The organism is Anabaena subtropica FACHB-260 (genome assembly GCF_014697105.1).
GTDB lineage: Bacteria > Cyanobacteriota > Cyanobacteriia > Cyanobacteriales > Nostocaceae > Trichormus > Trichormus subtropicus.
Genome location: NZ_JACJRF010000019.1, coordinates 46,838 through 71,028, shown reverse-complemented (window position 1 = coordinate 71,028; position 24,191 = coordinate 46,838). Strand labels below are relative to the sequence as shown.

Genomic DNA, 24,191 nt, shown 5'->3' with positions numbered 1-24,191 from the left:
GGGAACAGGGAACGCAGACCCTAATTAAAAATACTGCACTCTCGCATCTAAACCATTAGAGCGTAACATCCTAGACATTTGTTCTGCGGCTGCGCGATCGCTAAAACTTCCCGCATTCACAAAAGTTCCTAAATTAGAGCTAGCCGTGAAAGCATTGGGAACATAACGGCGCACTTGGTTGAGAGTACCACCATTACTGATTGGCACTACGACTACATAGCGATTATTGCCAGGAGTGGTAGGAATATTCCCTATAGGAGAGCCGTTTAAGTTCAGTGCTTGCCAAGTTTGCCAATCTACGTTACCTGTGGGATTAAGTTGTTGGCGTTGCTGGAATGCCACTACAGATGCTCTAGTATAGTCATCAAAATAACCATCTAGACTGCCATTAAACAAGCCGAACTCCGACAAACGTTGTTGGACTGCTCTGACATTGTTACCGCGATCGCCTACAGTCAGTAAATCTCTATTGGGCTGATTAGCATATCTTTCTTCCCAAACTCTGCTGACCGCCTGTAAGATTTGTAAATCAGCAATGCCATCGGCTGTAAGTCTATAGTCTCGCTGAAATCTGATAATTGCATCCCTCGTCATCGCACCAATTGTGCCGGTGGGATTGCTATTAAAGTAACCCAAATCCCTTAGACGTTGCTGTAAATCTCTTACCTGTTGAGTCGATAAACCTGGTCTATTGGGGGCTTGAGAAACACCATCTAAAGCGTTCCAAGTTTGGACGTTGACAACTCCGGTAACTGGTAAACCAGCATTACGTTGAAAGGCAATTACTGCGTCTCTGGTGATACCCCGAAAATTTCCCGTGGGATTGGCATTGAAATAACCCAACTGGCGTAAACGCTGTTGCAGTCTAGTGACAGCCGGGCCTGTACTACCTTCGGAAAGTACAGGATATTCACCACCTACGTTACCAGTAGTAGCATTTCTGATAGCTTGTGCAGTCTGACTACCAACAATACCGTCAGCAGCTATGCGATTAGCGCGTTGAAATTTGATGACTGCTTGCTGAGTTGCTGAACCGAAATAGCCAGTGTTGGGGCCGTTAAAGTGACCCAAACGTCGCAAGTTCTGTTGTAGTTGGGACACGGCTGATCCTCTACTACCTAACCGCAAGTCACCACCAGTATTATTCCCAGCAGTTCCACCACGGCACGCTCTTTGTAAAGCTGATTGTGTACTACTACCAACAATGCCATCAGCAGTGAGTCTATTGGCTCTTTGAAATCCAATCACTGCGCTTTGGGTGATGCTAGCAAACCTGCCGTTGACAGGGCCATTAAAAAATCCTAACTGTTTTAAACACTTCTGGATATTGGCAACTTCTGGGCCATTACTGCCGACTTTTTGCAATGCTAAAGCTTCTCCAGCTACACCCAAAATACTTATAGTCAGTGCTACAGATAAAAGCCTCATGGCTGCACTGCTAGACAGCTTCGAGGATTGCCAAAATTTCAGATTAAGGCTTATGGGAATTATTTCTATATTTTCAGATGCCTCATAAACTGAAGCAAGATGAGAATAACTGATAGTGTCCATAGATGACCTGCATTTTTTGGTGGTAGAAGAATTCCCTGATCAGGGTTATTGCAAGGATTAAAATCACAACGATCAGATTATTTTCCGGTAATTCAGCAAAGTTACTTAATAATATATAAAATTAATATACCACCATTGATTCAATTGTACAGATATTTACTATGTCTGCACCTATTTACTAGAGAAAAATATACTACTTCCTCAGTATTTAAGGCGAACTTAATGTAATGTTTCCAATCTTAAGTAGATGTGGCGTTACTCAAAAACATCTCTTTGAGTAAAAAAACTGGATTCCAACTCAAAACCTCTATTTACTTCGTAAAGTTTTGCAATCCAGAGAAACGCTAAGGTAAACGCAGCGAAAAGTTCCTCGTACCACTCCGTGGAAGCAAGTTACGCATAAGTGTTCCGTAAAGCCTGCGGCATAGCTACGCTTAGGGCAAAGCCGCTTGTAGAGAAGGAAAGCCGAGTTTCCCGGCGTAGAAAATTTTTCCAGACAGAGTTACCCTGATTCTTGGTAAAAACATTTAAGTTTGAGTTAAGTTTTATTCATCAACTCGTTGAATATTCCCTATTTTTGTCCAACCCTCTAGTTTGGTACTTTCAACGCGAATCTTTATCCAAACTTTATCCTGGTTTTCTTCTAAGACAATAATGTTCTCGTTAAAACCAGCCCCACCTACACGTTGAGAATCTTGAGTCGGTTCAGATCGCAAGCTTACGCCTTGAGGCCAAGTAATACGTCCTCTGTAAGTGCCTGGTGGCAATGGCTCTGCTGTTTCTGTAGGGGATGCAGAAGGTGTGGGAGTCGGAGTAGGAGAAGTTTCAGGTTTAGCTGGAGATGTAGGGGTGGGTTCTGCCTTAGTCTGTTTGATATTCGGATCTTTGAGTGCAGGACTATCATTAGCATAAATAGGCTTGGTAGGGGGTATGGCGGTTCTGTTCATGAAATAGAGTGCTACAGCAACACCACTACCTAATAAAACTGCGATCGCTAAGAATATTCCCAATATGAATTTGAGTATGCCAGAAAACATAATTTAAAACCTCATTACCAATAGTCAATAGTCAATGGTCAATGGTCAATGGTCAACAGTCAATAGTTTTTGACTCTAGACTATTGACTTTGAACTAATTAATTATGGCAACTGACGCTGAAGATGTTAGCGTAGCTTACCGAAGGTGTCACTCAACGGGCTTTGTTTTGAGGCTAGACGCGCTCTTCCGGCTGCGGCCCATTCTTGTAGTTCTTGAATTTGTTCTACAGCTGTGCGTGCCAAGGGGATAATTTGACTAGCAGCTTCTAAAACATCGTCGGTAGTAAAATCTCGATTTTGACTAAAACCAATGTGCATCGCCTCAATTAAAGTTTGCTCAATTTCTGCGCCCGAAAAATCTGGTGTTTCATAAGCTAATCGTTCGATGTCATAATTTTTCAAATTGTGGGGGCGCAGTCGGGATAAATGAACATTAAAAATGGCTTTTCTCTCTTCTTGACTAGGTAAACCGACAAAGAAGATTTCATCAAACCTGCCTTTCCGTAGCATTTCTGGGGGTAAGGCTTGGATGTTGTTGGCGGTGGCGACAACGAACACTGGGGAAGTTTTTTCTGCTAGCCAAGTAATAAATGTGCCAAAGACGCGGCTAGTAGTACCCGCATCACCTTTACTACCCAGTCCTGAAAAAGCTTTATCGATTTCATCAATCCACAGAATGCAGGGAGCGAGGGCTTCTGCTACTTGAATCATTTGCCTGGTGCGGGATTCTGATTCACCCACCAAACCCCCAAATAATCGTCCTACATCTAGGCGCAGTAGGGGTAAATGCCAATGATGAGCGATCGCTTTTGCGGTTAAGGATTTACCAGTGCCTTGAATCCCTACCAATAATAAACCCCGTGGATGGGGTAATCCATACTGGCGGGCGCGATCGCTAAATGAACCACCACGGCGCAGTAGCCAATCTTTGAGGTTATCTAGTCCTCCTATATCAGAAATCTGCTCAGTGGCTGGATAAAAGTCCAGGATTTGGGTTTGGCGGATAGTTTGGCGCTTTTCTTCCAAAACTAAATCTACGTCTTCTGGTTGCAATTCTCCGTGGGTAGCGATCGCCTTGGCTAAAACCCGTCGAATCCTTTCCATTGATAGTCCTTGACAAGAACGTACTAAGTCATCTGTAACTTTCCCAGAAAGAGAATTACCAGTGGCTTGCAGTAAACGTTCAATTTCTATTTTAATTTCTGGGGCATTAGGTAGGGGAAACTCAACAACTGTTAAAATTTCCGTTAAATCGTCGGGAATAGCGATGCGTGGCGATAATAAGACAATATTTTTCGGTTGGGACTTGAGCAGTCTGGACAGATTGCGGAGTTTGCGAGCGATCGCTACATCATCTAAAAATCGATGATAGTCTCGCAAAATTATGACTGCTGGTGCTGATGCTGGTAACTTCTCTAAAAATTCTAAAGCTTGCAGGGGATTACGTCGCCCAAATCCCACATCATTGGGGTTTCCTTGGTATCCATCGACAAAATCCCAAGTATACACTGGGCGATTACCTTGATTGGCTGCTTCTTCGCGGATGGCAGTTTCTACCCGTTCTTCTTCGTAGGTAGGGATGTAAATTAAAGGATAACGCGCTCGCAGTAGCAGTTTAAACTCGTCACGGAAGTTCATATCTAGGGTTTAGTGGTTAATTGCTCTTGATGGCAATGTACAACTTTCTTTAACCAAAATCCCATCTGAATCATGCGATCGCTTTATTTTGACGAGGGAGAACAGTTTAGTGTGCCAATTTTAGATTTTAGATTATTTAGGTTCATGCTCTGCCCCTGGTAGGCGGAACAAATCCAAAATTTAAAATCTCCAAGCCCCTTATCCTAGTAGCCAGGGACAATCCAAAATCCAAAATTTAAAATCTACAGTTGATTGACTAATGACTAATGACGAGATGTTGTTTAAAGTAGCTCTTGGGTAAAAAACAGCGATCGGGTAAAAAAGGATTATCGACATATTGGGATAAGAAAGTCCCTGGTTGGACTCTATGGCAAAATGGCGGTACAATTCCCCACTCTTCTGCCAACCAAATCCAATATCCTATTTCGATTTTACCGTAGTTGGATACAGTTAAAATTTCCCCAACGCTATTGTTAATGGATACTAGCTCAGGAGATGATTTAATTTCAGTTAATAACCAAGCTAACTCATCTATAGAAAAGTAATAGCCATAATCAGCAGCGATTTTGGTGAAATGTTGCGGATTTTTTGCTGATAATAATTGATCTTTTAGCAATGGTGTTTTTTGGGCTAAATCAAATAAATTCCAAATCTGTTTTCTGGTAATGAGGAACCAAGCCAGTTCTTCTGGTTTTAAGCAATATCCATTATCTCCAGCTAAATCAATAAACCGTCCCAGGTTATCAACTTCTCCTAATTGATTTTTTAAGAAAAAGTTTTGCTCTACAAATGCAAAAAAATCAATAACTTTCTGCCATGTTAATTTATTAAAATCATTGTAAATATTTATTTCTTTTTTCCAGAAAATATATTGGTCTTCTTTCAAGAAAAAATTCCATATTTGATAATACATACTTTATATTTCCTCGTTTTTGTATTTGTAGAAGTATTATTAAGCATCAGTGTAGTAATTACAAACGTGTATATTCGACAGTATTTATAAAATTTAATTTGTAAATGAAATCACACAGGGTACAAGTATTTTTTAGATGTAAGAAATATAGCTAATTAAAAATATACTGAAGTGATTTCATTGGCGATCGCTAATTTCTTATTGTTAAAAAAGGTAATAATATAAAAATATATCGCAATATTTATACAACTTATTTAGTATTTTTTAAATAAAACTTTATTGGTAAATTGTGGAGGTGATAGAGGCGATCGCTAATTTTTAACTATGATTTATCTGTAGACACAGAGTATCTCTGTAGTTGAAAATTAACCACAGAGATACAAAAGTAAAATTAATATGCGGTGCTAATTTTAGTTTATTGGTAAATCGCGGAGGTAGTAAAAGCGATCGCTTTTCTCCTGAAATGATTTACTTAACTACTAATTTTCTGAATCTACTACAATTGCGTTATCAATTTCTTTGTTTTTTAATCCATGAAAAATACTCAGTAACTTTTGATAAATAGGATCTTCTTTACCCCTGACACTACCGACAAATTCGATTTTTCCACGTAAAGAATCTAAAAAAGTTGGGACATCTTTTTGGGATAAAATTGGTTGCTTTGCGTATTTAGATATATAAGTTTTTACAGATTCTTCTAAACCATATTTCTCCCAAGCATGAAGAGTGCCAAATATGTTACGTATATACTTACGATTAACGTTAACATTTTTATTAACAATCAAACCTGTAACTTCCTGCCTTTGTGTTCTATGAGCTAATCTCACTTTTGAATTATTTATTTGAAATCCATTCTGCTCTATGATTGACCGCACCTCATTTCCTATAACTACTTGAGAGAATCCCTTTTTATATGAAGCAACTAATTCTGAAGGTAACTCATCTCTAGTTAGAGACAAGGTTAAGTCATCAGCATATCTTGTATAAAATAAACTATATTCTTTAGCAAATCTCTGGAGTTCACTATCCATTTTTGAACAAATGAGATTTGAAATAATTGGCGAGCTTGGCGCTCCTTGAGGCAATTTATTATTAAAACAACAAATTTGAGCTAATATAGTTGCTACTTTTTCGTTAAGTTCATAAGGTTTGGCCATAAAAAGACCTCTAACTCGACCGAAATTTATCGAATCAAAAAAATCTTTAATATCTATATTGAGAATAAATTTTTTTTTAGTGTGAGCTTGAGCATTAGTAATTATGCTTCTTTTAGCCGCAAACCCATGAATTGAGGGTCTAGGTTTATAAACAGCATATAAAATCTGACTGAGTTTCCTCTGAATAATTGCTAATGATTTATGAGGAGAGCTAATTACTCTATAATCACCAGATTTCTTAGGTATATTGAAAGTTCTATATCTTAAACTTTCATCTTTTCTGTAAATAGCGTAAATTAAGTAATTATATGGAATTTGCAGTAGTCTAGCAACATCTCTGGGGGATTTTAATTGTAGGAATTTACTGGATAAATCCTCACAACTATCATAAAGTAATGGAGAAAGAGATATATTCTTTTTCACAATAGGTTGCTAACTTCGCTTAAAAATACCTACTTTGAGCATTCACGCTTAAAGCATTAAGTCAGCATTGCCATAGCTCTCCTGACTGCGTAAAGCTAACATAAAAATACACCGTTGCAGTATCGTCAACGGAAATCAATGCCCACTAAGTAGGTACTTGTATCATCATAACATAATAAATTTACTATTTACCCTATTATTTTAAGAATAAGAGCATTTATACTTGTCATAATTAAGATATCTAGAATATGCAGAGTTTTATTATTAGGATTTATAAAAAAGATAAAATAAGTAATCGTAAATTTTATTGATTTATATTGCTTTTTGTACGTTTTAGAAACATTTTGTAATATGTTTTTTGTCTTTCATATTTTGCAGCTCTATAACCAGGATATTTGGAAAGAGCGTAATTAAAAAAATAAATAGATTCTTTATATTTACATAATTCTCTCAGTATAATACCAATTTGAGTAATGACTGTATAATCATCGGGATTATTATTTAAAGCTTCATGATATGATTGCAGAGCTTCTTCTATATTATTTGAACTCAGAAGAATTGATCCTTTTAATTTTAATACAGCAGAATTATTCTTATCTAATTTAAGGGCATCATTAAGAATAGATAGCGCACCATCTAAGTCACCAATACTTTTATGTGCAGATGCGTAAGCAACTCTTGTTGTAGAATTTTTAGGGTTTAAGTCAATTAATTTTTCATATATTTCATTCATCATATCTACATTACCCATAAATCTATATATTTCTGCTTTCTTCCGTAATAAAGTCTTATTTTCAGGCTCTCTGTCTAACTGAATATTAATTTTTTCTAGTTCTCTTTTTAAAGATTTTTGGTGACGGTTTTTCAATTCTTTAGCTAATTCTTCAGGTGGAAGCTCCATGCAACTTGCTTCTTTTTTTAAATAAGTATTGCCTCCTGATGTCTTATAAAAATATTCCTCTTCAAATTCTAATTTGAAAACATGAATACGTACAACATATAAATTTTCTATTTCCATCGATTCAGTATCATAAACAGTGTAAAAATTTACTTGATAGCACGATTGAATAACCGACGGCTTAGTATTTCTTAATTTATTAGGGATGGTTCTAAGTATTTCATCCTTGTCACTTCGGTTAATAATAATGCCTGATATTTTTCCAGAGTCCTGTATGCCCAGATAAATATCTCCTTCTACAGCAGCATTAAGAAATCCTGTTACGTATTTTTCTGTATAAGCCAAAATAGTATTAACAGGATTTTTAGAATTAACCTCTTTAAATTCAATATTTTGACCTTCTGTTTTAGAAAAAATTGTGTCTATTATGAACTTGATTTCTGGTGTCATAGATAATTAGTGTTGTAAAACAGATACAAGTATAGACTAATTTTTCTATACTCTTGATAATTTATATGAGCGCACTTAAATTCCCACTCCATTAAAAGACTCTCCCTTGAGAGCGATCGCAATGTCTCTCAAAGGTGGGACGGAATATATAAGAAATCAGATCACCATATACAGTTAAACGTTGTGAAACAAAAGCTATTACATAGCAACATTTTTAAGAGTTGGTATAAAACACAGGAATTTTCCCAGGAGATAGATAATGGTAGGTGATTTTTTGCGAAAAGCGAAAGATTTTATCGGCGGGTCAAAAGATGAAGAACGTGAAGAAAATGCTGGTTATCGGGAGCGTTGGGAAAATAGCGATCGCCGTTCCCATAATGACCGTGATGAGGATGAGGAGTATTCTGGTAATGTCCGCCGCTCCCGCAGAGACCGCGATGATGACGAAGACGAAGACGAATAATAGAGAAAGTTTGTTTTGATACAGTAATAAATTATGTAATACCAAATAAGGTAGTAGCTTCAAATGCCACTGCCTTTTGTTTTGGCTGCTATATCTGAGTTGTAAAAAGTTCGTTTATTGCTGCTAAATTTCTGGCGATCGCTGAATATTTTTTCGCACAGATTGAGCCGAAAAATGCAAAGCTTCTCTTTCACTATCACTGAGATTCAACTCTAAAATACTCTCAATTCCATTTAATCCCAACCTGCAAGGAACACCAATCACCACATCTTTTAAACCATATTCACCTTGCAGATATGCAGCCACAGGTAACAGCCGTGACTGATTCAACAATATTGATTCCACCATCACACTTGTCGCCGATGCAGGAGCAAAAAATGCACCGCCAGTCTGCATCAATTCTACAATTTCCGCGCCGCCGTTGCGAGTTCTTGTGACCAAGCGTTCAATTGTAGCGGCATCTAACAATTCTGTAATTGGGATACCGTTAACTGTAGCGTAACGAGACAAAGGAACCATCAAATCCCCGTGGCTACCTAATACCATTGCTTTGACATCAGCAGGTAACACCCCTAATTCTAAAGCAATAAAAGTTTCAAACCTCGCAGAGTCTAATACTCCAGCCATACCCATGATGCGATTACGAGGTAAACCTGTCGCTTGCCAAGCCAAATAGGTCATCACATCCAAAGGATTGGTGACTACGATAAAAATAGCATGAGGAGAATAGGCGATCGCTTGCTTTGCCGCCTCGACAACAATCTTGGCGTTAGTTCTTAGCAAATCATCCCGACTCATCCCCGGCTTGCGGGGAAGTCCGGCTGTAATCACCACGATTTGCGAACCAGAAGTATCAGCATAATTATTCGTCCCGATAATCTGACGATTATGTAATTCAATTCCCCTAGCTTCTAATAAATCTAGTGCCAATCCTTGAGGCATACCACCAACAATATCTAATAGCACCACATCCGCCAGATTTTTTTCAGCAATGCGTTGCGCTAAAGTGCTACCGACCCTACCAGCACCAATAATGGCGACACGAGGTAAACGACACAGAGTAGGGGAGTCAAGGGAAGAAGACATAATTCGAGTAGAAGTGCATCCTTACACCACCCACGTTAACAAGTCCTACTAATTCGTAATTCGTAATTCGTAATTCGTAATGGAATGAGTAGGCTTGAAGCAAGGAAACTCAAAGTTAGCCAATTTAAAGTCTCTTCTCCCACTCCCAATGCCCCATTTAGAATGATTCAAGTTGATCCAAACGTAACCATATATTAGGTGTTGGCACTTGTCCAAACATCACAAGAGCGTAATCACCTTTGATATCTACAACTTCACCCCTAGTTTCAAACAAGTAAGCAGGAAAGCGAGTATCGCTAGCTTTAGCTTCTACACTATTTTCCAGTTTCTCGCGGATAGCACGAACCATTTCTCCCTTTTTAACTGGCATAAATCCCCTCTAAAATTTTTACATTGCTTCATAGAGGATTTTAGCTTGCAGCCGAGTATAAAACTTAAAGTTACTTGAGGTTCGATAGATATCAATACTTTCGATGGCAACAATTATTTTTTCAAATAAATATTAGTTCTCCCCCTGAACTCCTACACTCTCACACCCCTAACGTTGACACTGGCTGCAAAAATGACTTGATCTTCCACCTAACTTGATGCGCTGAATGACATCACCACAAACTCTACAGGGTTCTCCTGCACGGTTGTAAACCCAGGCGACACCGCCATAATTACCGTTGACTCCCTGAACATTGAGGAAATTACTAAAAGTTGTACCTCCAGCCTCAATACTGGTTGCTAGTACCTGAATAATCGCCGTTCGCAAAAGCTCAATTTGCTTTAACTGCACATCTGTACATAAAGTTTCTGGTAACACACCACTTTTAAACAATGCTTCATCAGCATAAATGTTACCTAATCCCGCGACGACCGACTGATCTAATAGTGCCGTTTTGATAGGACGACGACGATTCAGTAGCTTATTAGCTAGATACTCAACCGTGAATTCCGGTGAAAAGGGATCTACAGCAAGTTTACCTAAACCTGTGATCACACTTTCTACAGCTACCTCTGGCGGAACCCACCACATTTGACCAAAAGTGCGCTGGTCAACAAACCGTAATTCCTGGTTATTCTCAAAAAATATTCTTACCCGCGTGTGCTTGTGTAAAGGTTCATCTTGGTTTAGCCAGAGTAATTGACCAGTCATTCGTAGATGTACACCTAGCCAAGCGGTGGAGGTTATAGGAGGAGATTGAGAGAGTTCAGCGAGGAGATATTTACCGCGACGATGCCAAGTACTAATAGTACTGCTGGTAATTCCATTAACAAATTCACTAACAGAAAAAGGGTGGGCGATGGTGCGATGAAGCAACACATCTCCACCCGTAATTTTTCGGTTAAGGGTTAGTTGATTTAAACCCCGTCTAACTGTTTCAACTTCAGGCAATTCAGGCATTTAAGCTGATGAACAAGCGATGGAAATATTTTTGGGAAATCGAGAAAGAGACAGGGTATAGACACTTTCACTTTTGGTTGCACTACTAAAGAGAATCCGTAAATCTCCGCATGGCGGTTTTTATACGGTAGAGTAGGCTGGAATGAAGAATGAAAAAATTATAATTTCATACTTCGCATCTATATTTAACTCTTCTCTTCATCATCCCATTAAATAATCCCTTTGAGGCTTGGCTGCTTATTTTTTAGCCTTAGCCTTAGGTGCTTCCACTTCGATTAATTCATCTACCGCAAAGTTGTTGGTGTTGATGCCAGCGTAGTTTACCTTCTCAAAGCGGACAATTACTGGGTATTTGATGCCACTTTGGTCAACAGAAGCTACAGTTCCGACATCTTGGAACCAGTAGGATTCTGGGCGGAGAATACGTACTTTAGAACCACGTTGAACCATGATTATCTTCCCTTTTAGTGATCAATTGCCAATATATAGGGCTATTTGATTTCACTCTACATCTTGAAGGTTGTCACTAGAGCCTTTGTTAAGTTATTTGTCTGATTGGTCATTAGTCAAAAGTTATTCTCCCCTACTTCCCTAGTCTCCAATCCCCAATCTCTTCCTTTAGTCGCTTTCTCACTCTCAAGCTCAACCTTAATATAGGGTCAGACCCTCCTTGACAAAGGTCAAACGATCGCATAACTTCGTTCGCAAATACATTTTTCAGAAAAAACTTATGTTTTGCTTAAAACAAACACGCTACCCTCGTTACCCCTGCCAATCCGCAAATCGTTATCTATGTAGGTGATATCTAACCAGCCCTTTTGTGTATCACTTTTGATGGGTACATCTAGAGCAGTAAATTTTTTACCAGCTTCAATTTTTTGGATAAACTCTTCTGGGGAACTATAGCCGATTAATCGTTGTAAACCGACGATAGAACGCTGAAATTTGACTTGGACTCGTCGCTCGGAAACTGGCTCAAATTTAGCAGCTACACTGACTAATCCTTCAAAATAAGGTAAGCCATAAATCTCTGCTATGTTGTAAACGCTGGTAGTTTCTACCCGAATACATTGATAAATTTGTCCTAGTTTATATACAGGTACACGATCTAAGTTTAAAAGAGCCTTACTAGTGGTATAAAGTAATCGCCAATTGCCTTCTAGCAAGTTGGCAGCCTCCACCGGACGGGGTGTAGGATTGAGGTCTTCTAATGTGGCGATCGCCCCTGAGATAGCCTGCTTCTGTTGTTCACTAGCTAATAAACCGCGATTTGTCCCGGCGATTGCATTTAACAAAGCTGTTTTTTTCAACATCATATTTCCTCTAAAATCATGCCAATTAAACTCACATTAAGTTGATATTAATGTCCTATGTATGGAACCAGAAAAATAACTAAGAATCTATTCCCAATTGGTTTATCTTTATTAAATAAATTATTTTGGTCAGCTTACGGATCTATCAATCTAAGAGTTGAAGAAATAACTAAATTATCCCGTCTCAAGTGATAGACTGCTTAATGTCTAGTTACATAAGTCTTTTTCGGTATTTCTCTATATGTTGAATTCTCCTTTACGTGAAGAACCTCGTAACCAACGCGCTGCTGTCATCCCCCTAAAGCAAGAGTCATCCCTATTGGATTGGTTGCAAGCTAATGGCCGTCTGATCGCGCGTGATGTTCATGAACCTGATTTTTCCGAAGAAGAAGAAGAAATCTCAGAGTTTCTTGGTGGAGAAGACGGCATCGACTACCTTGATGATGATGATGACGAAATCACCATCGAGGAAGATTAGTCTTGTGAGACTGGGACTCAGTTATACATAGTCCCTATGGTTCAGTTTTATTTAAGTGTGGAGTGAAGGGAAACTTTTGTGGACGCTAAATTATCTCCTAATCAAGGATTAAACATTTCTGGCATTGGTCTAGCTTCTTCCCTAGCCGCCGGCTTAGGCATAGCAGCTTTAATTTTGGATTGGCTGGCAAACAGAAACCCTTGGCATGGTATGTCACTTACCTTGCCTCTGTTGCTATGCGCCATTACCTCATCTGTTGTAGGTTACTTTGTAATACCTTTATTACAAGCGCTCAAAACTGGTCAAATCATTCGTGAAGATGGCCCCCAAGCCCATTTGAAAAAAGCCGGCACACCCACAATGGGCGGGATATTTTTTATTCCTGTGGCGTTGCTAGGTGCTTGTGTATTGTCTAACTTTGCCACCGAAGTACTTGCAGTTTCTGCCCTCACCCTCAGCTATGGGCTAATTGGCTGGATTGATGATTGGCAAATTCTCCGTCGCAAGTCAAACAAGGGCATATCCCCCCGCATGAAACTGGCTTTGCAAATTGGTTTTGCGGCTGCGTTTTGTTTATGGTTAATGTTTAATCAACCTGCTAATATTACGAGTATTACTTTACCTTGGGTGGGCTTTGCTCTACCTTTAGGCTTTTTATTCTGGCCCTTGGCTGGCTTTGTCCTTGTGGCAGAGAGTAATGCAACTAATTTAACTGATGGTATTGACGGTTTGGCTGGCGGAACTGTAGCGATCGCCTTACTCGCTTTAGGTGCTATAGTTGCCCCAACAGCCCCAGGATTAATGGTTTTCTGTGCAGCTTTAAGCGGTAGTTGCTTGGGTTTCCTAGCACACAACCGCAATCCAGCCAGGGTATTCATGGGAGATACAGGTTCTCTGGCATTGGGAGGCGCTTTAGCTGCTGTGGCGTTACTGACTAACAGTTTAGTAGCCTTGTTTATCCTCAGTGGTATTTTCTTTGTCGAAACCCTGTCTGTGATGGCACAGGTAAGCTATTACAAAGCCACCAAAGGCCCCGATGGTAAAGGTAAGCGCCTGTTTAAGATGGCTCCTTTACACCACCATTTAGAATTATCTGGCTGGTCTGAATTACAAGTAGTTAGCACATTTTACGCGATCGCGGCGATTTTAGCCGTCATCTGTTTGGCGATCGCTCCGTTCTGAATCTTTCGCTAAATTATCGCCAAAAAAAACAACCCTATGAAGATGAAGAGGGTTGTTTTTTTATGAATGTAAAGCAGAACGGAAAATATCTCTTTAATGTTGTAGTTATACAAGTACTGAATTAACTAGTATTTTTAAATAAAAAAGCAATGACAAAAAAAATTTCAACTGTACTTTTAGCTGGAATTACTGCAACTTTAATACTCAGTAATCCTAGTAGCGCCAACACAGTCAATAAACATTTCGATAACAATAATTTCTTAGTTTCTCAAGCAACCAATAGAGGCAATAGCCAAGAATTGATTGTTAGTGGTACAGAACCGTTTTGGAGTGTGACAGTTAGTCGAAAAGGAATAGTCTACTCTACCCCTGAATCTCGTCAAAATTTTCCTTATGTAGCACCATTAACAGCATCAGGGCGACCAGCAAATTTAGTCAGAGTTTATCGTTTGAGAGGACGGAACAATGCTATCAATACGTTGGTAATCAGAGAAGGTTCCTGTAGTGATGGAATGTCTGATACCAAATATCCTTACTCAGCAATATACATTGCTGGTAATACTGTCTTAGAAGGTTGTGCTAGAGCCAAATAATCCAACTATTGTAAACCAGGGTAATTGTCAGAATCCAGAAGAGTCATTTCTTCCTTAACAAAAAAAATGCCTGCTATGTGGTCTACTTTCGCTGACTACAGAGGATAGTTGATTGTTTGTAAATTACCATGAATACCTAATTTTGACTTTCATCATCTAGATTTTGACGCTTTGATTAAAACTCAAGAAATTAGGATTTACGCTAAATACTCTTTCATTAAGGCTTGGTATGGGGCATGGGAACAGCCTGAGGGGTTTCTGAAAAACGCATCAGAGTAGGCATCATGGAGAATTAGTCAATGTCCCATGTCCTACACCCCTTTGATTTGGAATTTACAATTTTAGACGTTCCATCTAAAACCTCAAATTCCAAAATGTAAAATTTTTCTGCCCCATTACCCCATGAGCGGAAAGCCTTAGATAACTGAGTGGCAAATATCACGAGTAAAGCATTTCCCAAAGTTTTCGCCATTGTGGCTCTTGACCATTACAGATAATATGCTAAGATCATCTGCGTGAATTGGGCTACAACTGCTATTTTTAGCTTTTTAGCAAGCTTTAGTGGTAGTCAGGTTGTGGCTGCGTCTTAATAAAATTGGAAGCATCGTACAAGTAGCGACTGGCTTCCTCCTCTAAACGATGAATCAGATAAGGTTCAATAACGTTACTGTGTCGCAGTGCGGCTAGATACCCATCCAAATACATCCGCATTTCATCCATGCGATAACCGCGATTCCACAATTCGACGAAGGCGTCGGTAATTCGTTGGTAATAGCGGATGGTTTGTGTGTCTTGGAGCATAACTGCTGATTGATCTCTTTGGAATGAGAATTGTAAATGATTCAGGCTGAAATGTGAAGAGTGATTTCTGCTTCAATTTCAGATGCAATTCCTTTTTGTCACTTTTGATAGTCTCTCCAGCAGCTACAATACAGTTAGATTTTATTCCAGAAAAGTTGCAATCAAGATAAGTTGTTAGCCTATTTTTATACTTTTTGCAGAGAACACCTTGGGTAGCCTAACAGATGTAGTTATTTAATAAATTACAAGCTAAATTAGCTTTTGCTAAATACTGAGTATTTTTTATTTCTTTTGTATTAGTACATTGCTTCCTTGTAAATGTAAGTCATTTAGATAAAAGAACTTTTAACAACTATAACAAAAATTTAATAATATTATCAACTTAGCTCTGGGCAAGGCATAAACTAAACATCTTGCCAACATAGGTTATAAAAAAACGTAAAGGTAATTGTGGCTGGAGTAACAAAGACTACAAAACCTTGAGCATGGGCTTGTTACTTTGAAATTCATCGACGCTAAGGGGTCTTGCCGCCGTGGGTTCGGTTTGTATTGAAATCGTTGAGGGGAATCCCCATCTGAGGTCGTTGCTGGGTTGGCACTTGCAACAATTGGAATATCGTGTTCATCAAGCCGCCAGCATATATCAAGCAAGGGAAGCTTTCCTGAGCCATCAGCCAACGCTAGTCATTCTAGATGCTGATTTGCCGGATGGTGACGGTATTGAATTTTGCCGTTGGTTGCATCGTCAGCAACAGCCTCTAATTCTCATGTTATCTGCCCGGACTAATGAGGCAGATATTGTGGCCGGCTTGAAAGCGGGAGCTGATGATTACTTGAGCAAACCTTTTGGGATGCAGGAGTTTTTGGCTAGGGTAGAGGCATTAATCCGTCGTAAGCGCACACCTGCTGCACCTGCTTATTTGGATTATGGGACTTTGCAAATCGATTTAGTCCAGCGCCGTGTACGATTCCAAGGGGAGTTTATCGACCTCACCCCGCAGGAATTTAGTTTGTTGTATGTTTTAGCGCAAGCTGGTGGAGTACCTTTGAGCCGCTCAGAGTTACTGCGTCGTGCTTGGCCTGATGCTATCGACAATCCGCGTACCATTGACACTCATGTTTTATCGTTGCGCAAAAAAGTAGAACTTGATCCCCGCCAACCTAGCCTCATTCAAACTATCCGCAATGTTGGATACCGATTTAACATGGAGATTTTGAATGCTAATCCTCCACAAGCTCAAACAAAGTTAACAAAAGAAAGATTTAGCAATCCACGCTCAACACTGAGCGGGCAGAGGATGTAGTAACAATTCAAAATTCAAAATTAAGAAAGCCACATTTTAAGAGGATTTCTGAGTTTTGAATTGCTGCTGAATTTGGAAAAATTGCTATGAAAGAAGCATGAAGCAAGGCGAAGAATTAATTACTATGGACTACTTACTGTTGACTTAGTTCCACTCGTCCTTGGCTTGCTGTTCAGCGTGCATCAACCTCTGCTGTAAGTCAATCCAGTTGATTTCAGAAGCTGTTTGATTTATCAATAAACATCCTTGCTGTAGATACAAAAGTCGATTACAAAATATCTTGGCTAAATCTAGCTGACTGTTTACCATCACAATTGTGGTGTGATGAGTTTGAGTTAGCTGGGTTAAGATTTGCATGAGATTGGAGGCTATACCAATATCTAGGTTAGAAGTTGGCTCATCTAACAGGAGAATTTTCGGTTGAATGACTAAAGCACGAGCGATCGCTACGAGCTGTCTCTGTCCCGCCGAAAGTTGTAACTCAGTGCGTCCCAACCAATCACTAGGAATTCGTAGCTGTTCTGTCCAATGACTGACTCGCTGCTGAATCGTTTCTTTGGGCAAACCGCGCAAAACTAAAGGATAAGCCAGGGCTTGCTGGACTGTCATCCCCAGTAATTTTGGCTCTTGTAATACCAGTGTCACCGTTTGGCGTAACTGGATAACTGGGATTTGTTCATAATCTTGGTTTTCTAGAAAAATTTTGCCGCTATTGGGTTCGCCTAAACGGTTAATTAGACGTAACAGTGAAGTTTTACCAGCGCCAGAAGGGCCGATAATTGCCAAGCGATCGCCTGGATCAATCTCAAAAGAGATATCCTGCAATATTGGGTATCCCTGAAGCTGAGTTTTGAGCTTGGCAAAGAGATTAACTTGCTCTAGCCGTAATTGGGCTGTCATTGGGGTTTTAGGGGTGTAAGGGGGTAGGGGAAGAAATTCTTTAATTTTGAATTTATCTGTCCCCAATCCCTAATCTTAGATGGCTATAGCTGTAGCGATCGTCCAAGCATCAACGAAAAGTAGTAATAGTGTAAATCCCAATAAAATCAAATACATCCACGGCTGCGCCAAAGGGCGAACATCTGTGGTGTCTATACCTGTATTGGTTTGCACAAGATTAACCAAACGGGTAAATCCAGCTACCCGCATCGGTAGTAAATAAGCTTTTCCGTCTTGACTGAGAAAATAATAAACCAGCCCTCCTTGACCAGTGGAGCGGGGTTTGATTTGTTTTACTTCTGACCACGGTAAAGACCAACCTTTACGGAAAAATTTAGGAACCCAAGCCGGGTATGTTACCTGTATTCCTTGGTCGTCTACAACTACCCTTTCAGTTAACACTGCATACAAGCCAATAAAACCGAGGCTAATTCCTACCCATAACAAAGCTGGTGGCGTAGGTGCATTCGTCACTTCGGCTAAAAAAGGTAAGGGGAGTGTGAGTGCTACGTATAGACTCAGTAGGGTAATCCGAATTAAAGGTGATAGACGGAAGACAGAAGTGGAATTATCGACTAAATTTGCTGTCACGGCTCAAATAGGCTGATGAGGTTTTAAATTTAGTCTAACTGGGAAGTCAAAATGGGGAGTGAGGAAAGAAAATCCTCTCATCTGTGGCGATCGCCCATAATCTTTTTGTGTTTCCTCATGGTAAATACTTCTGTACCACACTCCAACCAGTGAGTGACACCCAGGCAAAACCCACAAACAAAACAGTATTTAAGGTGATATGCAATGGTCTAGCCCAAGGTTTTCTCACCCTAATTTGTGTAGCGCTAAAAGCAGATAACAGAACTAATCCAACTACCATTAATCCAGCCCACAGGTGCGACGAGTGACCTAAAGAGCCAAAATGCCCCAAAGTGCCAATAATACCGATTGCCAGCAGTAACAGCACTAGACTGACCATACTCACACCCATTATCAAGTGCAGCTTTACCCATAGCGATCGCGTAGCCCATCGCCCCCCAGCAAATAACAAAAAACTGGGAATCGAGAGTGAATGTCTCATCCGCCACATCCCAAAGCCAGTGAGTGCTAGCAGCAAATAAGCCATTAGCGATAACCCCATCGACCATGCGGCTATTTTCCATAGCCAAAGAAATGAAGGTAGTTGCATAAATACTTATTGTAAATGGGAGTGGGGAGAAAGAAGCAGGGGGCAAGGAGTAGGGGTAGAAAATAAATGACTAATGACCAAATAAAAAAGGTTGCTGAATATAGCAACCTTTTTTATCGGGAAAACATTGTTTTTTTATTCAACGGATGCTACACCAGCAACTGTTAAAGGTTTTGTATTATTTGTTTGCACAATTGGTTTTTTACTAATAGGGTCTGTCCCTACGGAATCTGTATCAAACTCATGACTGCTAGGCTCGGACATGATCAAGCGATCGCACGGAATTGTATCCGACAAAATTGCACTTGCCATCATACCCGTATGAATCTCCATCTGTCCGGCGATGGGAGCTTCAAACACGAGGCGTTGTCCAGGGAAAACCACCCTTTCAAAGTACCAATTGGGAATATTGGTGATGCGAGCGACCTGGATTTTGCTCGTGGCATTGACGTAGCAGCACAGAACTTTTCCTGATTGCTCAGGTGGTAGAGGATCTAGTATTTGAGCCATAACTGCTGAGGAGCTTGTTGCCACAATTTTACATTACACCAGCAAAGTTAACACTGGCTGATCCCAATATGCTGTAACTCCGACTACCAACTGAAATTTTCTACGCTATTTCTATCTAAAGATATGTTCAAGTTATGAAAATTTTACAAAATAAATATTACCCATAAAATTATACAGTAATGAATATTTTTTTAAAATTTATTTTTTATTAAATTAATAATTAACTCCATTAGCTCATCATGATTCCAACGTAGTGATGATGCCTCCATCAAGAATTTTTGTTTTCATCAATCCCAGGAGTGGATAGCAGGGATCATCGCTTAAGAAATGAACTCAATGTTATGGTAAAGATATATGAAATTTTTCTTCGTAAAACCAATCTATATTATTTTGGTGCCAAGTAACCCTGATTATCAATAATCTGCTGAAATGTCAAGCAAGTTTATGATAAACAATCCTAAATAACACATACTTGGCGTATCGACTGTTTCTTTGTATTTCCCCGGTACATGGCAAGATGGAAGTTAAAACACCAATGATGGAAAATCGAATTCTCTATGTTCGCCTTCCTTGTAACCCCATCTTTCCTATTGGGGTTGTTTATCTTAGCGATCATGTCCACAAGATGTTTCCCAATATCGAGCAACGTATCTTTGATTTGGGAACAGTTCCGCCTTTAGATTATGCGTCTGCTCTAGAGAGTTGCATAGACGAATTTCAACCCACGCTATTAGTATTTTCTTGGCGAGATATTCAAATTTATGCGCCAGTCGGTGGACGTGGTGGTAATCCCCTACAAAATGCCTTTGAATTTTACTACGCGAAAAATCCCTTGATTAAATTGCGTGGGGCTTTAGGTGGTTTGCGAATCTTCATTGCTTACTATGTGGAGTTATGGCGTAATCTAGGACTGGTTAAGCGTGGCTTAAAGCGTGCAGCCAAATATCATCCCGATGCTCGTGCGGTTGTCGGTGGTGGTGCTGTCAGCGTATTTTACGAACAACTTGGTAAAAGCTTGCCTAACGGGACAATTATTTCCGTTGGTGAAGGCGAAACCTTGCTAGAAAAGTTCTTAAGTGGCAAAGAATTTCGGGATGAACGTTGTTATGTAGTGGGAGAAGCCAAACCACGCCAGCGTCTTATTCACGAACAACCAACCCCACTGGAAAAAACTGCCTGTAACTACGACTACATAGAACATATCTGGCCAGAGTTTAACTACTACCTGCAAGAACAAGACTTTTACATCGGTGTCCAAACCAAGCGCGGTTGTCCTCACAACTGCTGTTACTGTGTCTACACCGTTGTTGAAGGGAAACAGGTACGCATTAACCCCGCAGATGAAGTCGTAGCGGAAATGCAGCAATTATATAATCGCGGCATTCGCAACTTCTGGTTTACTGATGCTCAATTCATCCCCGCACGGAAGTTCATTGATGATGCTGTAGAACTGCTACAGAAAATCGTCGATTCTGGCATGACAGATATTCATTGGGCAGCATACATCAGAGCCGACAACCTCACACCCGAATTGTGTGAGTTAATGGCAAAAACTGGGATGAACTACTTTGAAATTGGCATTACCAGTGGTTCTCAAGAACTCGTGCGAAAAATGCGGATGGGTTACAACTTGCGGACTGTCTTACAAAACTGCCGTGACTTAAAAGCTGCTGGTTTTAATGATATGGTTTCTGTCAATTACTCCTTTAACGTTATTGACGAACGTCCCGAAACCATCCGCCAAACCATCGCCTACCATCGGGAACTGGAAAAAATCTTCGGTGTGGATAAAGTCGAACCAGCTATCTTCTTTATTGGGTTGCAACCCCACACCCATTTAGAAGAATATGCTTTTAAAGAAGGTATCCTGAAACCAGGGTATGACCCCATGAGTTTAATGCCGTGGACTGCCAAAAAACTCCTATGGAACCCCGAACCTCTTGGTTCGTTCTTTGGGGAAGTCTGCTTGCAAGCTTGGCAACAAAATCCCAATGACTTTGGGCGTGAAGTCATGAAAATTCTAGAAGAAAAACTGGGATGTGCCGATTTGGAAGAAGCACTATCAGCACCAATTGAGACAAAAGATAAGCAATTGGTAGAAGTTTAAGTCCCAAGAACTAAAATAATGCGTAATTTGTAGTTAAGTATAAATTACGCATTATAAATAAAGAGCGATCGCCATTTTTCTTAATAGTGGACAGCTTGTAAGAGCTGATTCGTAAAGAAAATCTTAAGGAGATTCAAATCATTACTAGGTCTAAGTTTCAGCGAATAAGTGCTGTATTAACCCGAATTCCTGAAACCCTTACATGGTAAGTATTTTACTTTAGTTTACAAATTAGCTCTAATATCACAGCTTAAGATTCAGTGGTCTCTCTTTCTCAGGAGAAATCACTTGCCACTACTGACGGACATTCGCTGGCGAACTATTATTTCTATAGCTATTATTCTCCCCATTGGACTTTTATACAGCCACTATCGGTTTTCTATGTCTTGGTTGAACCAAGAAGTAGGAGGTATTTTTTATGAGATATTTTGGTGCCTGTTCGCTTTCCTATTTATTCCTACTTGCCGTGCAGTTTGGCAAATTCCTTTATGGGTATTAATAATCACTTGCTTGTTAGAATTTTTGCAATTGTGGCAACCACCTTTTCTTATTTGGTTACGTTCATTATGGGTAGGAAGAATGGTACTTGGTAATGCCTTTACTTGGGCAGATTTTCCTTATTATTTTGTTGGTAGTAGCTTAGGATGGCTGTGGCTAAGGCTGATAATTCGTGGGGCAAAGTTAAGATAATTTCATCAATTTCTTTACTTTCTGCTGCAATATTTATTGCTGCGGGGGTTCAAGCGTAGGGAGAGAAAGCACTTACTGACAATCTAAAGTTAATATAAACTGCTCTAAATCATGATACTGGCCTTTCCAAAATCCATGCTGTTTAAGTACACCTTGGTTTTGAAAGCCTAATTTGCATAATAGCTTTTTTGAAGCAATATTATCTAACATGACTTCAGCAATTACATACTGCAAATTACACTCAAAAAAACCATACTGCAAAATTGCTTGTAATGCCTCTTTCATGATACCCTGCCGCCAATAAGTACTGTTGAGTTCATAACCTATTTCAGCAGAGTGTGCTTGCTTATCCCATGTAAAGCCACACGAACCAATTACTATATTGTCAAGCTGACGTGTAATTCCCCATCTGATTCCCTGTCCAGTTTCAAATCGTTTTGTTCGACGCTCAATAAGACTAAATGCTTCCTCAATATTTGTAAAGGTATCAAGGTCATGAAATTGAGTTACTTTTGGATTAGAAAATACTTCAAAAACAGCGCCAGCGTCTTCTGGTTTTTCTTGACGCAACAATAGTCGTTGTGTCTCTAAAGTTGGAAAATTATCCACTTGTTTTTATTTCACCTAACAATTAGTTATTACCTGTCTCCTGCTATGTCTGGTGGTAAAACTGGTCTGCCTAATTCCGCTTCCTGCATTTGGGCTACCATTTGTTGGCTACGACGCAAATAAGCGACGAACAGCAAAATTGTAAAGCTAATGATTACAAGACCAAGGACTCCGTTGCTAAATGTATTGTATGAACCGTGCAATACAGCAGCCAAGGCTACACCAATAAACATAATTGGCAACTGTCGAGAACGGTTGATTGCTGCTAGTCCCAAAAAATAGCCGACAATTCCTGCTAAAATCGCATGAAACAAAGGTAGAGAGACAAAGCGAATAGTATTTGCCAATATGTAAGTGCCAAAACCAGATTGTCCTCTGACTAAATTAAAAGCGTATAGTAAAGAGTAAGAACCACCTTCAGCGATCGCAAATCCTAATCCTGACATAGCGCCATAAAAAGCCCCTGTCAGTGGTTCATTTAATTTTTGGGGACGCAGTAAAAATAAATACACTGGTAAGGCTTTGCACAGTTCCTCTAACACTCCTACACCGAAAATAAAGCCAATCAATTGGGGAATTAGTCCTAAATTCGACTCTGTAGCGGCATAAAGTAACTGGAATAATGGGAATCTCTGAATTAAAAGCAATAAGGGAATCCCCACAATTGCAGTAAACACAACACATTTCAGTGTTTCTTGCCAAGAAAACCAAGCTGGTTTGATTAAATTGTATAACACCACACCCCAAATACTGGCGTAGTAAATACCTAACAACCAAGCTGCTTGTTCGAGATTTCTGGGATTCACAATTAAGCCAATGACCAGAGGGAATAATCCAAAAAATAACAATAATCTAACCGTATTATTACTATACAGTTCTAAACTAAAAACATCTTTATAAGGAACTACAGAAGAAAACTTAAACGTCCTAAGTGCTGCTAAAAACGTTGCAGGTTGAGATTTTTGCCGTATTATATAAAAAACTTCTTCCCAATCTGGGAAAGGTTCATCAGGTCTGCGACCATAAATTCGTACAGTATTAATTAATGCAGGCTGCCATGTAGAAAATTCCTGACGAATAAAAGCCATAGATGACGCTTTATCAGAAACCTGCTCAGACTCCAACATCAACTGTAAACAACCATCCCGGATACTAGCTATAGCAGTGATACCTTGGGGTTGAAAATAAAGATTCATCAACGAGGCGATCGCATTTATATCGCCTTGTTTGGCAAGTGGTAAATAGTCATTAGTCATTAGTCATTGGTCAATTTACAGGGTAAATTTTTATGTATCAACAAGTATTCAGACATCTCCAAAAATGAATTAGGCACAACTCATGAATTTTGCCTATCAATAATTTCAGGCAAGGCATAATTAAAATTGATGTCTATTCCCAATTTAGCCTAACTAAATCTTCGAAAAATAAGCAGATAGGACATTAAACCAGATTTAAAAACAACTGACAACCAACAACTGA

The 24,191-nt window shown here is 39.5% G+C and carries 25 protein-coding genes; 7 read left to right on the top strand and 18 right to left on the bottom strand.

All coding sequences use genetic code 11. The features are described from left to right. Positions 1-24: 24 nt before the first annotated feature. From H6G18_RS12975 to H6G18_RS12950, 6 genes are all read right to left on the bottom strand, one after another. A complete protein-coding gene (locus tag H6G18_RS12975; RefSeq protein WP_190407516.1) occupies positions 25-1,551 on the bottom strand; it encodes a peptidoglycan-binding domain-containing protein in 1,527 nt (508 codons plus the stop codon). Positions 1,552-2,096: 545 nt separating this feature from the next. After that, entirely contained in the window at positions 2,097-2,588 is a 492-nt protein-coding gene (locus H6G18_RS12970; RefSeq protein WP_190407515.1) for an SH3 domain-containing protein, read from the bottom strand. Positions 2,589-2,714: 126 nt separating this feature from the next. Continuing rightward, complete coding sequence (locus H6G18_RS12965; protein ID WP_190407514.1) at positions 2,715-4,226, bottom strand: AAA family ATPase; 1,512 nt, start codon at positions 4,224-4,226, stop codon at positions 2,715-2,717. Positions 4,227-4,482: 256 nt separating this feature from the next. Further along, complete coding sequence (locus H6G18_RS12960) at positions 4,483-5,139, bottom strand: Nif11-like leader peptide family natural product precursor (RefSeq protein WP_190407513.1); 657 nt, start codon at positions 5,137-5,139, stop codon at positions 4,483-4,485. A 479-nt stretch (positions 5,140-5,618) separates the two neighbouring features. Further along, on the bottom strand, positions 5,619-6,719 hold the full coding sequence (locus H6G18_RS12955; protein WP_190407512.1) for a reverse transcriptase domain-containing protein: 1,101 nt from the start codon (positions 6,717-6,719) through the stop codon (positions 5,619-5,621). A 304-nt stretch (positions 6,720-7,023) separates the two neighbouring features. Beyond that, positions 7,024-8,067 carry an ATP-binding protein gene (locus H6G18_RS12950; RefSeq protein ID WP_190407511.1) on the bottom strand — a complete coding sequence of 348 codons (1,044 nt, stop codon included), beginning with the start codon at positions 8,065-8,067 and terminating at the stop codon, positions 7,024-7,026. Positions 8,068-8,326: 259 nt separating this feature from the next. Between H6G18_RS12950 and H6G18_RS12945 the strand changes: the two genes are divergently transcribed. Beyond that, positions 8,327-8,530 (top strand): hypothetical protein, encoded by a 204-nt coding sequence (locus H6G18_RS12945; protein WP_190407510.1) that lies wholly within the window; start codon positions 8,327-8,329, stop codon positions 8,528-8,530. 123 nt (positions 8,531-8,653) lie between these two features. Here H6G18_RS12945 and mdh read toward each other — a convergent pair whose 3' ends face one another. From mdh to H6G18_RS12920, 5 genes are all read right to left on the bottom strand, one after another. Further along, on the bottom strand, positions 8,654-9,616 hold the full coding sequence (gene mdh / locus H6G18_RS12940; RefSeq protein WP_190407509.1) for a malate dehydrogenase: 963 nt from the start codon (positions 9,614-9,616) through the stop codon (positions 8,654-8,656). A gap of 157 nt (positions 9,617-9,773) precedes the next feature. Continuing rightward, positions 9,774-9,986: an NAD(P)H-quinone oxidoreductase subunit O gene (gene ndhO, locus H6G18_RS12935; RefSeq protein WP_190407508.1), complete on the bottom strand. Its 213-nt coding sequence runs from the start codon at positions 9,984-9,986 to the stop codon at positions 9,774-9,776. 168 nt (positions 9,987-10,154) lie between these two features. Beyond that, positions 10,155-11,006, bottom strand: coding sequence for a DNA-formamidopyrimidine glycosylase (locus tag H6G18_RS12930; RefSeq protein WP_190407507.1), 852 nt, complete (start codon positions 11,004-11,006; stop codon positions 10,155-10,157). Positions 11,007-11,243: 237 nt separating this feature from the next. Beyond that, positions 11,244-11,456, bottom strand: coding sequence for a photosystem I reaction center subunit IV (locus H6G18_RS12925; protein WP_190407506.1), 213 nt, complete (start codon positions 11,454-11,456; stop codon positions 11,244-11,246). 278 nt (positions 11,457-11,734) lie between these two features. Further along, positions 11,735-12,319 (bottom strand): PAP/fibrillin family protein, encoded by a 585-nt coding sequence (locus tag H6G18_RS12920; RefSeq protein WP_190407544.1) that lies wholly within the window; start codon positions 12,317-12,319, stop codon positions 11,735-11,737. A 241-nt stretch (positions 12,320-12,560) separates the two neighbouring features. Here H6G18_RS12920 and H6G18_RS12915 point away from each other — a divergent pair, with 241 nt between their 5' ends. From H6G18_RS12915 to H6G18_RS12905, 3 genes are all read left to right on the top strand, one after another. Continuing rightward, on the top strand, positions 12,561-12,797 hold the full coding sequence (locus H6G18_RS12915; protein ID WP_190407505.1) for a DUF3134 domain-containing protein: 237 nt from the start codon (positions 12,561-12,563) through the stop codon (positions 12,795-12,797). 78 nt (positions 12,798-12,875) lie between these two features. Continuing rightward, on the top strand, positions 12,876-13,979 hold the full coding sequence (gene mraY / locus H6G18_RS12910; RefSeq protein WP_190407504.1) for a phospho-N-acetylmuramoyl-pentapeptide-transferase: 1,104 nt from the start codon (positions 12,876-12,878) through the stop codon (positions 13,977-13,979). A gap of 149 nt (positions 13,980-14,128) precedes the next feature. Next, a complete protein-coding gene (locus H6G18_RS12905; protein ID WP_190407503.1) occupies positions 14,129-14,572 on the top strand; it encodes a COG3650 family protein in 444 nt (147 codons plus the stop codon). 558 nt (positions 14,573-15,130) lie between these two features. On the opposite strand, the gene H6G18_RS12900 is transcribed toward H6G18_RS12905, so the two are convergent. Next, positions 15,131-15,373, bottom strand: coding sequence for a DUF6761 family protein (locus H6G18_RS12900; RefSeq protein WP_190407502.1), 243 nt, complete (start codon positions 15,371-15,373; stop codon positions 15,131-15,133). Positions 15,374-15,906: 533 nt separating this feature from the next. Between H6G18_RS12900 and H6G18_RS12895 the strand changes: the two genes are divergently transcribed. Beyond that, positions 15,907-16,677, top strand: a complete 771-nt coding sequence (locus tag H6G18_RS12895) for a response regulator transcription factor (RefSeq protein ID WP_190407501.1) — start codon at positions 15,907-15,909, stop codon at positions 16,675-16,677. A gap of 144 nt (positions 16,678-16,821) precedes the next feature. Here H6G18_RS12895 and H6G18_RS12890 read toward each other — a convergent pair whose 3' ends face one another. The 4 genes from H6G18_RS12890 to H6G18_RS12875 form a co-directional block, all read right to left on the bottom strand. Beyond that, a complete protein-coding gene (locus H6G18_RS12890) occupies positions 16,822-17,577 on the bottom strand; it encodes an ABC transporter ATP-binding protein (RefSeq protein WP_190407500.1) in 756 nt (251 codons plus the stop codon). A 75-nt stretch (positions 17,578-17,652) separates the two neighbouring features. Continuing rightward, on the bottom strand, positions 17,653-18,207 hold the full coding sequence (locus H6G18_RS12885) for a hypothetical protein (RefSeq protein WP_190407499.1): 555 nt from the start codon (positions 18,205-18,207) through the stop codon (positions 17,653-17,655). Between the two features lie 115 nt (positions 18,208-18,322). Further along, positions 18,323-18,796 (bottom strand): DUF4079 domain-containing protein, encoded by a 474-nt coding sequence (locus H6G18_RS12880; RefSeq protein ID WP_190407498.1) that lies wholly within the window; start codon positions 18,794-18,796, stop codon positions 18,323-18,325. A gap of 135 nt (positions 18,797-18,931) precedes the next feature. Next, entirely contained in the window at positions 18,932-19,306 is a 375-nt protein-coding gene (locus H6G18_RS12875; RefSeq protein ID WP_190407497.1) for a DUF1830 domain-containing protein, read from the bottom strand. Positions 19,307-19,823: 517 nt separating this feature from the next. Here H6G18_RS12875 and H6G18_RS12870 point away from each other — a divergent pair. Next, entirely contained in the window at positions 19,824-21,413 is a 1,590-nt protein-coding gene (locus H6G18_RS12870; RefSeq protein WP_190407496.1) for a photosystem II high light acclimation radical SAM protein, read from the top strand. A gap of 288 nt (positions 21,414-21,701) precedes the next feature. Then, positions 21,702-22,103 (top strand): ribosomal maturation YjgA family protein, encoded by a 402-nt coding sequence (locus tag H6G18_RS12865; protein ID WP_190407495.1) that lies wholly within the window; start codon positions 21,702-21,704, stop codon positions 22,101-22,103. Positions 22,104-22,175: 72 nt separating this feature from the next. Here H6G18_RS12865 and H6G18_RS12860 read toward each other — a convergent pair whose 3' ends face one another. Both H6G18_RS12860 and H6G18_RS12855 read right to left on the bottom strand, forming a co-directional pair. Further along, on the bottom strand, positions 22,176-22,712 hold the full coding sequence (locus tag H6G18_RS12860; protein WP_190407494.1) for a GNAT family N-acetyltransferase: 537 nt from the start codon (positions 22,710-22,712) through the stop codon (positions 22,176-22,178). 29 nt (positions 22,713-22,741) lie between these two features. Beyond that, the gene (locus H6G18_RS12855) at positions 22,742-23,968 is read right to left on the bottom strand and encodes a PrsW family intramembrane metalloprotease (RefSeq protein WP_190407493.1); all 1,227 of its coding nucleotides are present in this window, start codon (positions 23,966-23,968) and stop codon (positions 22,742-22,744) included. Between the last annotated feature and the right edge of the window lie 223 nt (positions 23,969-24,191).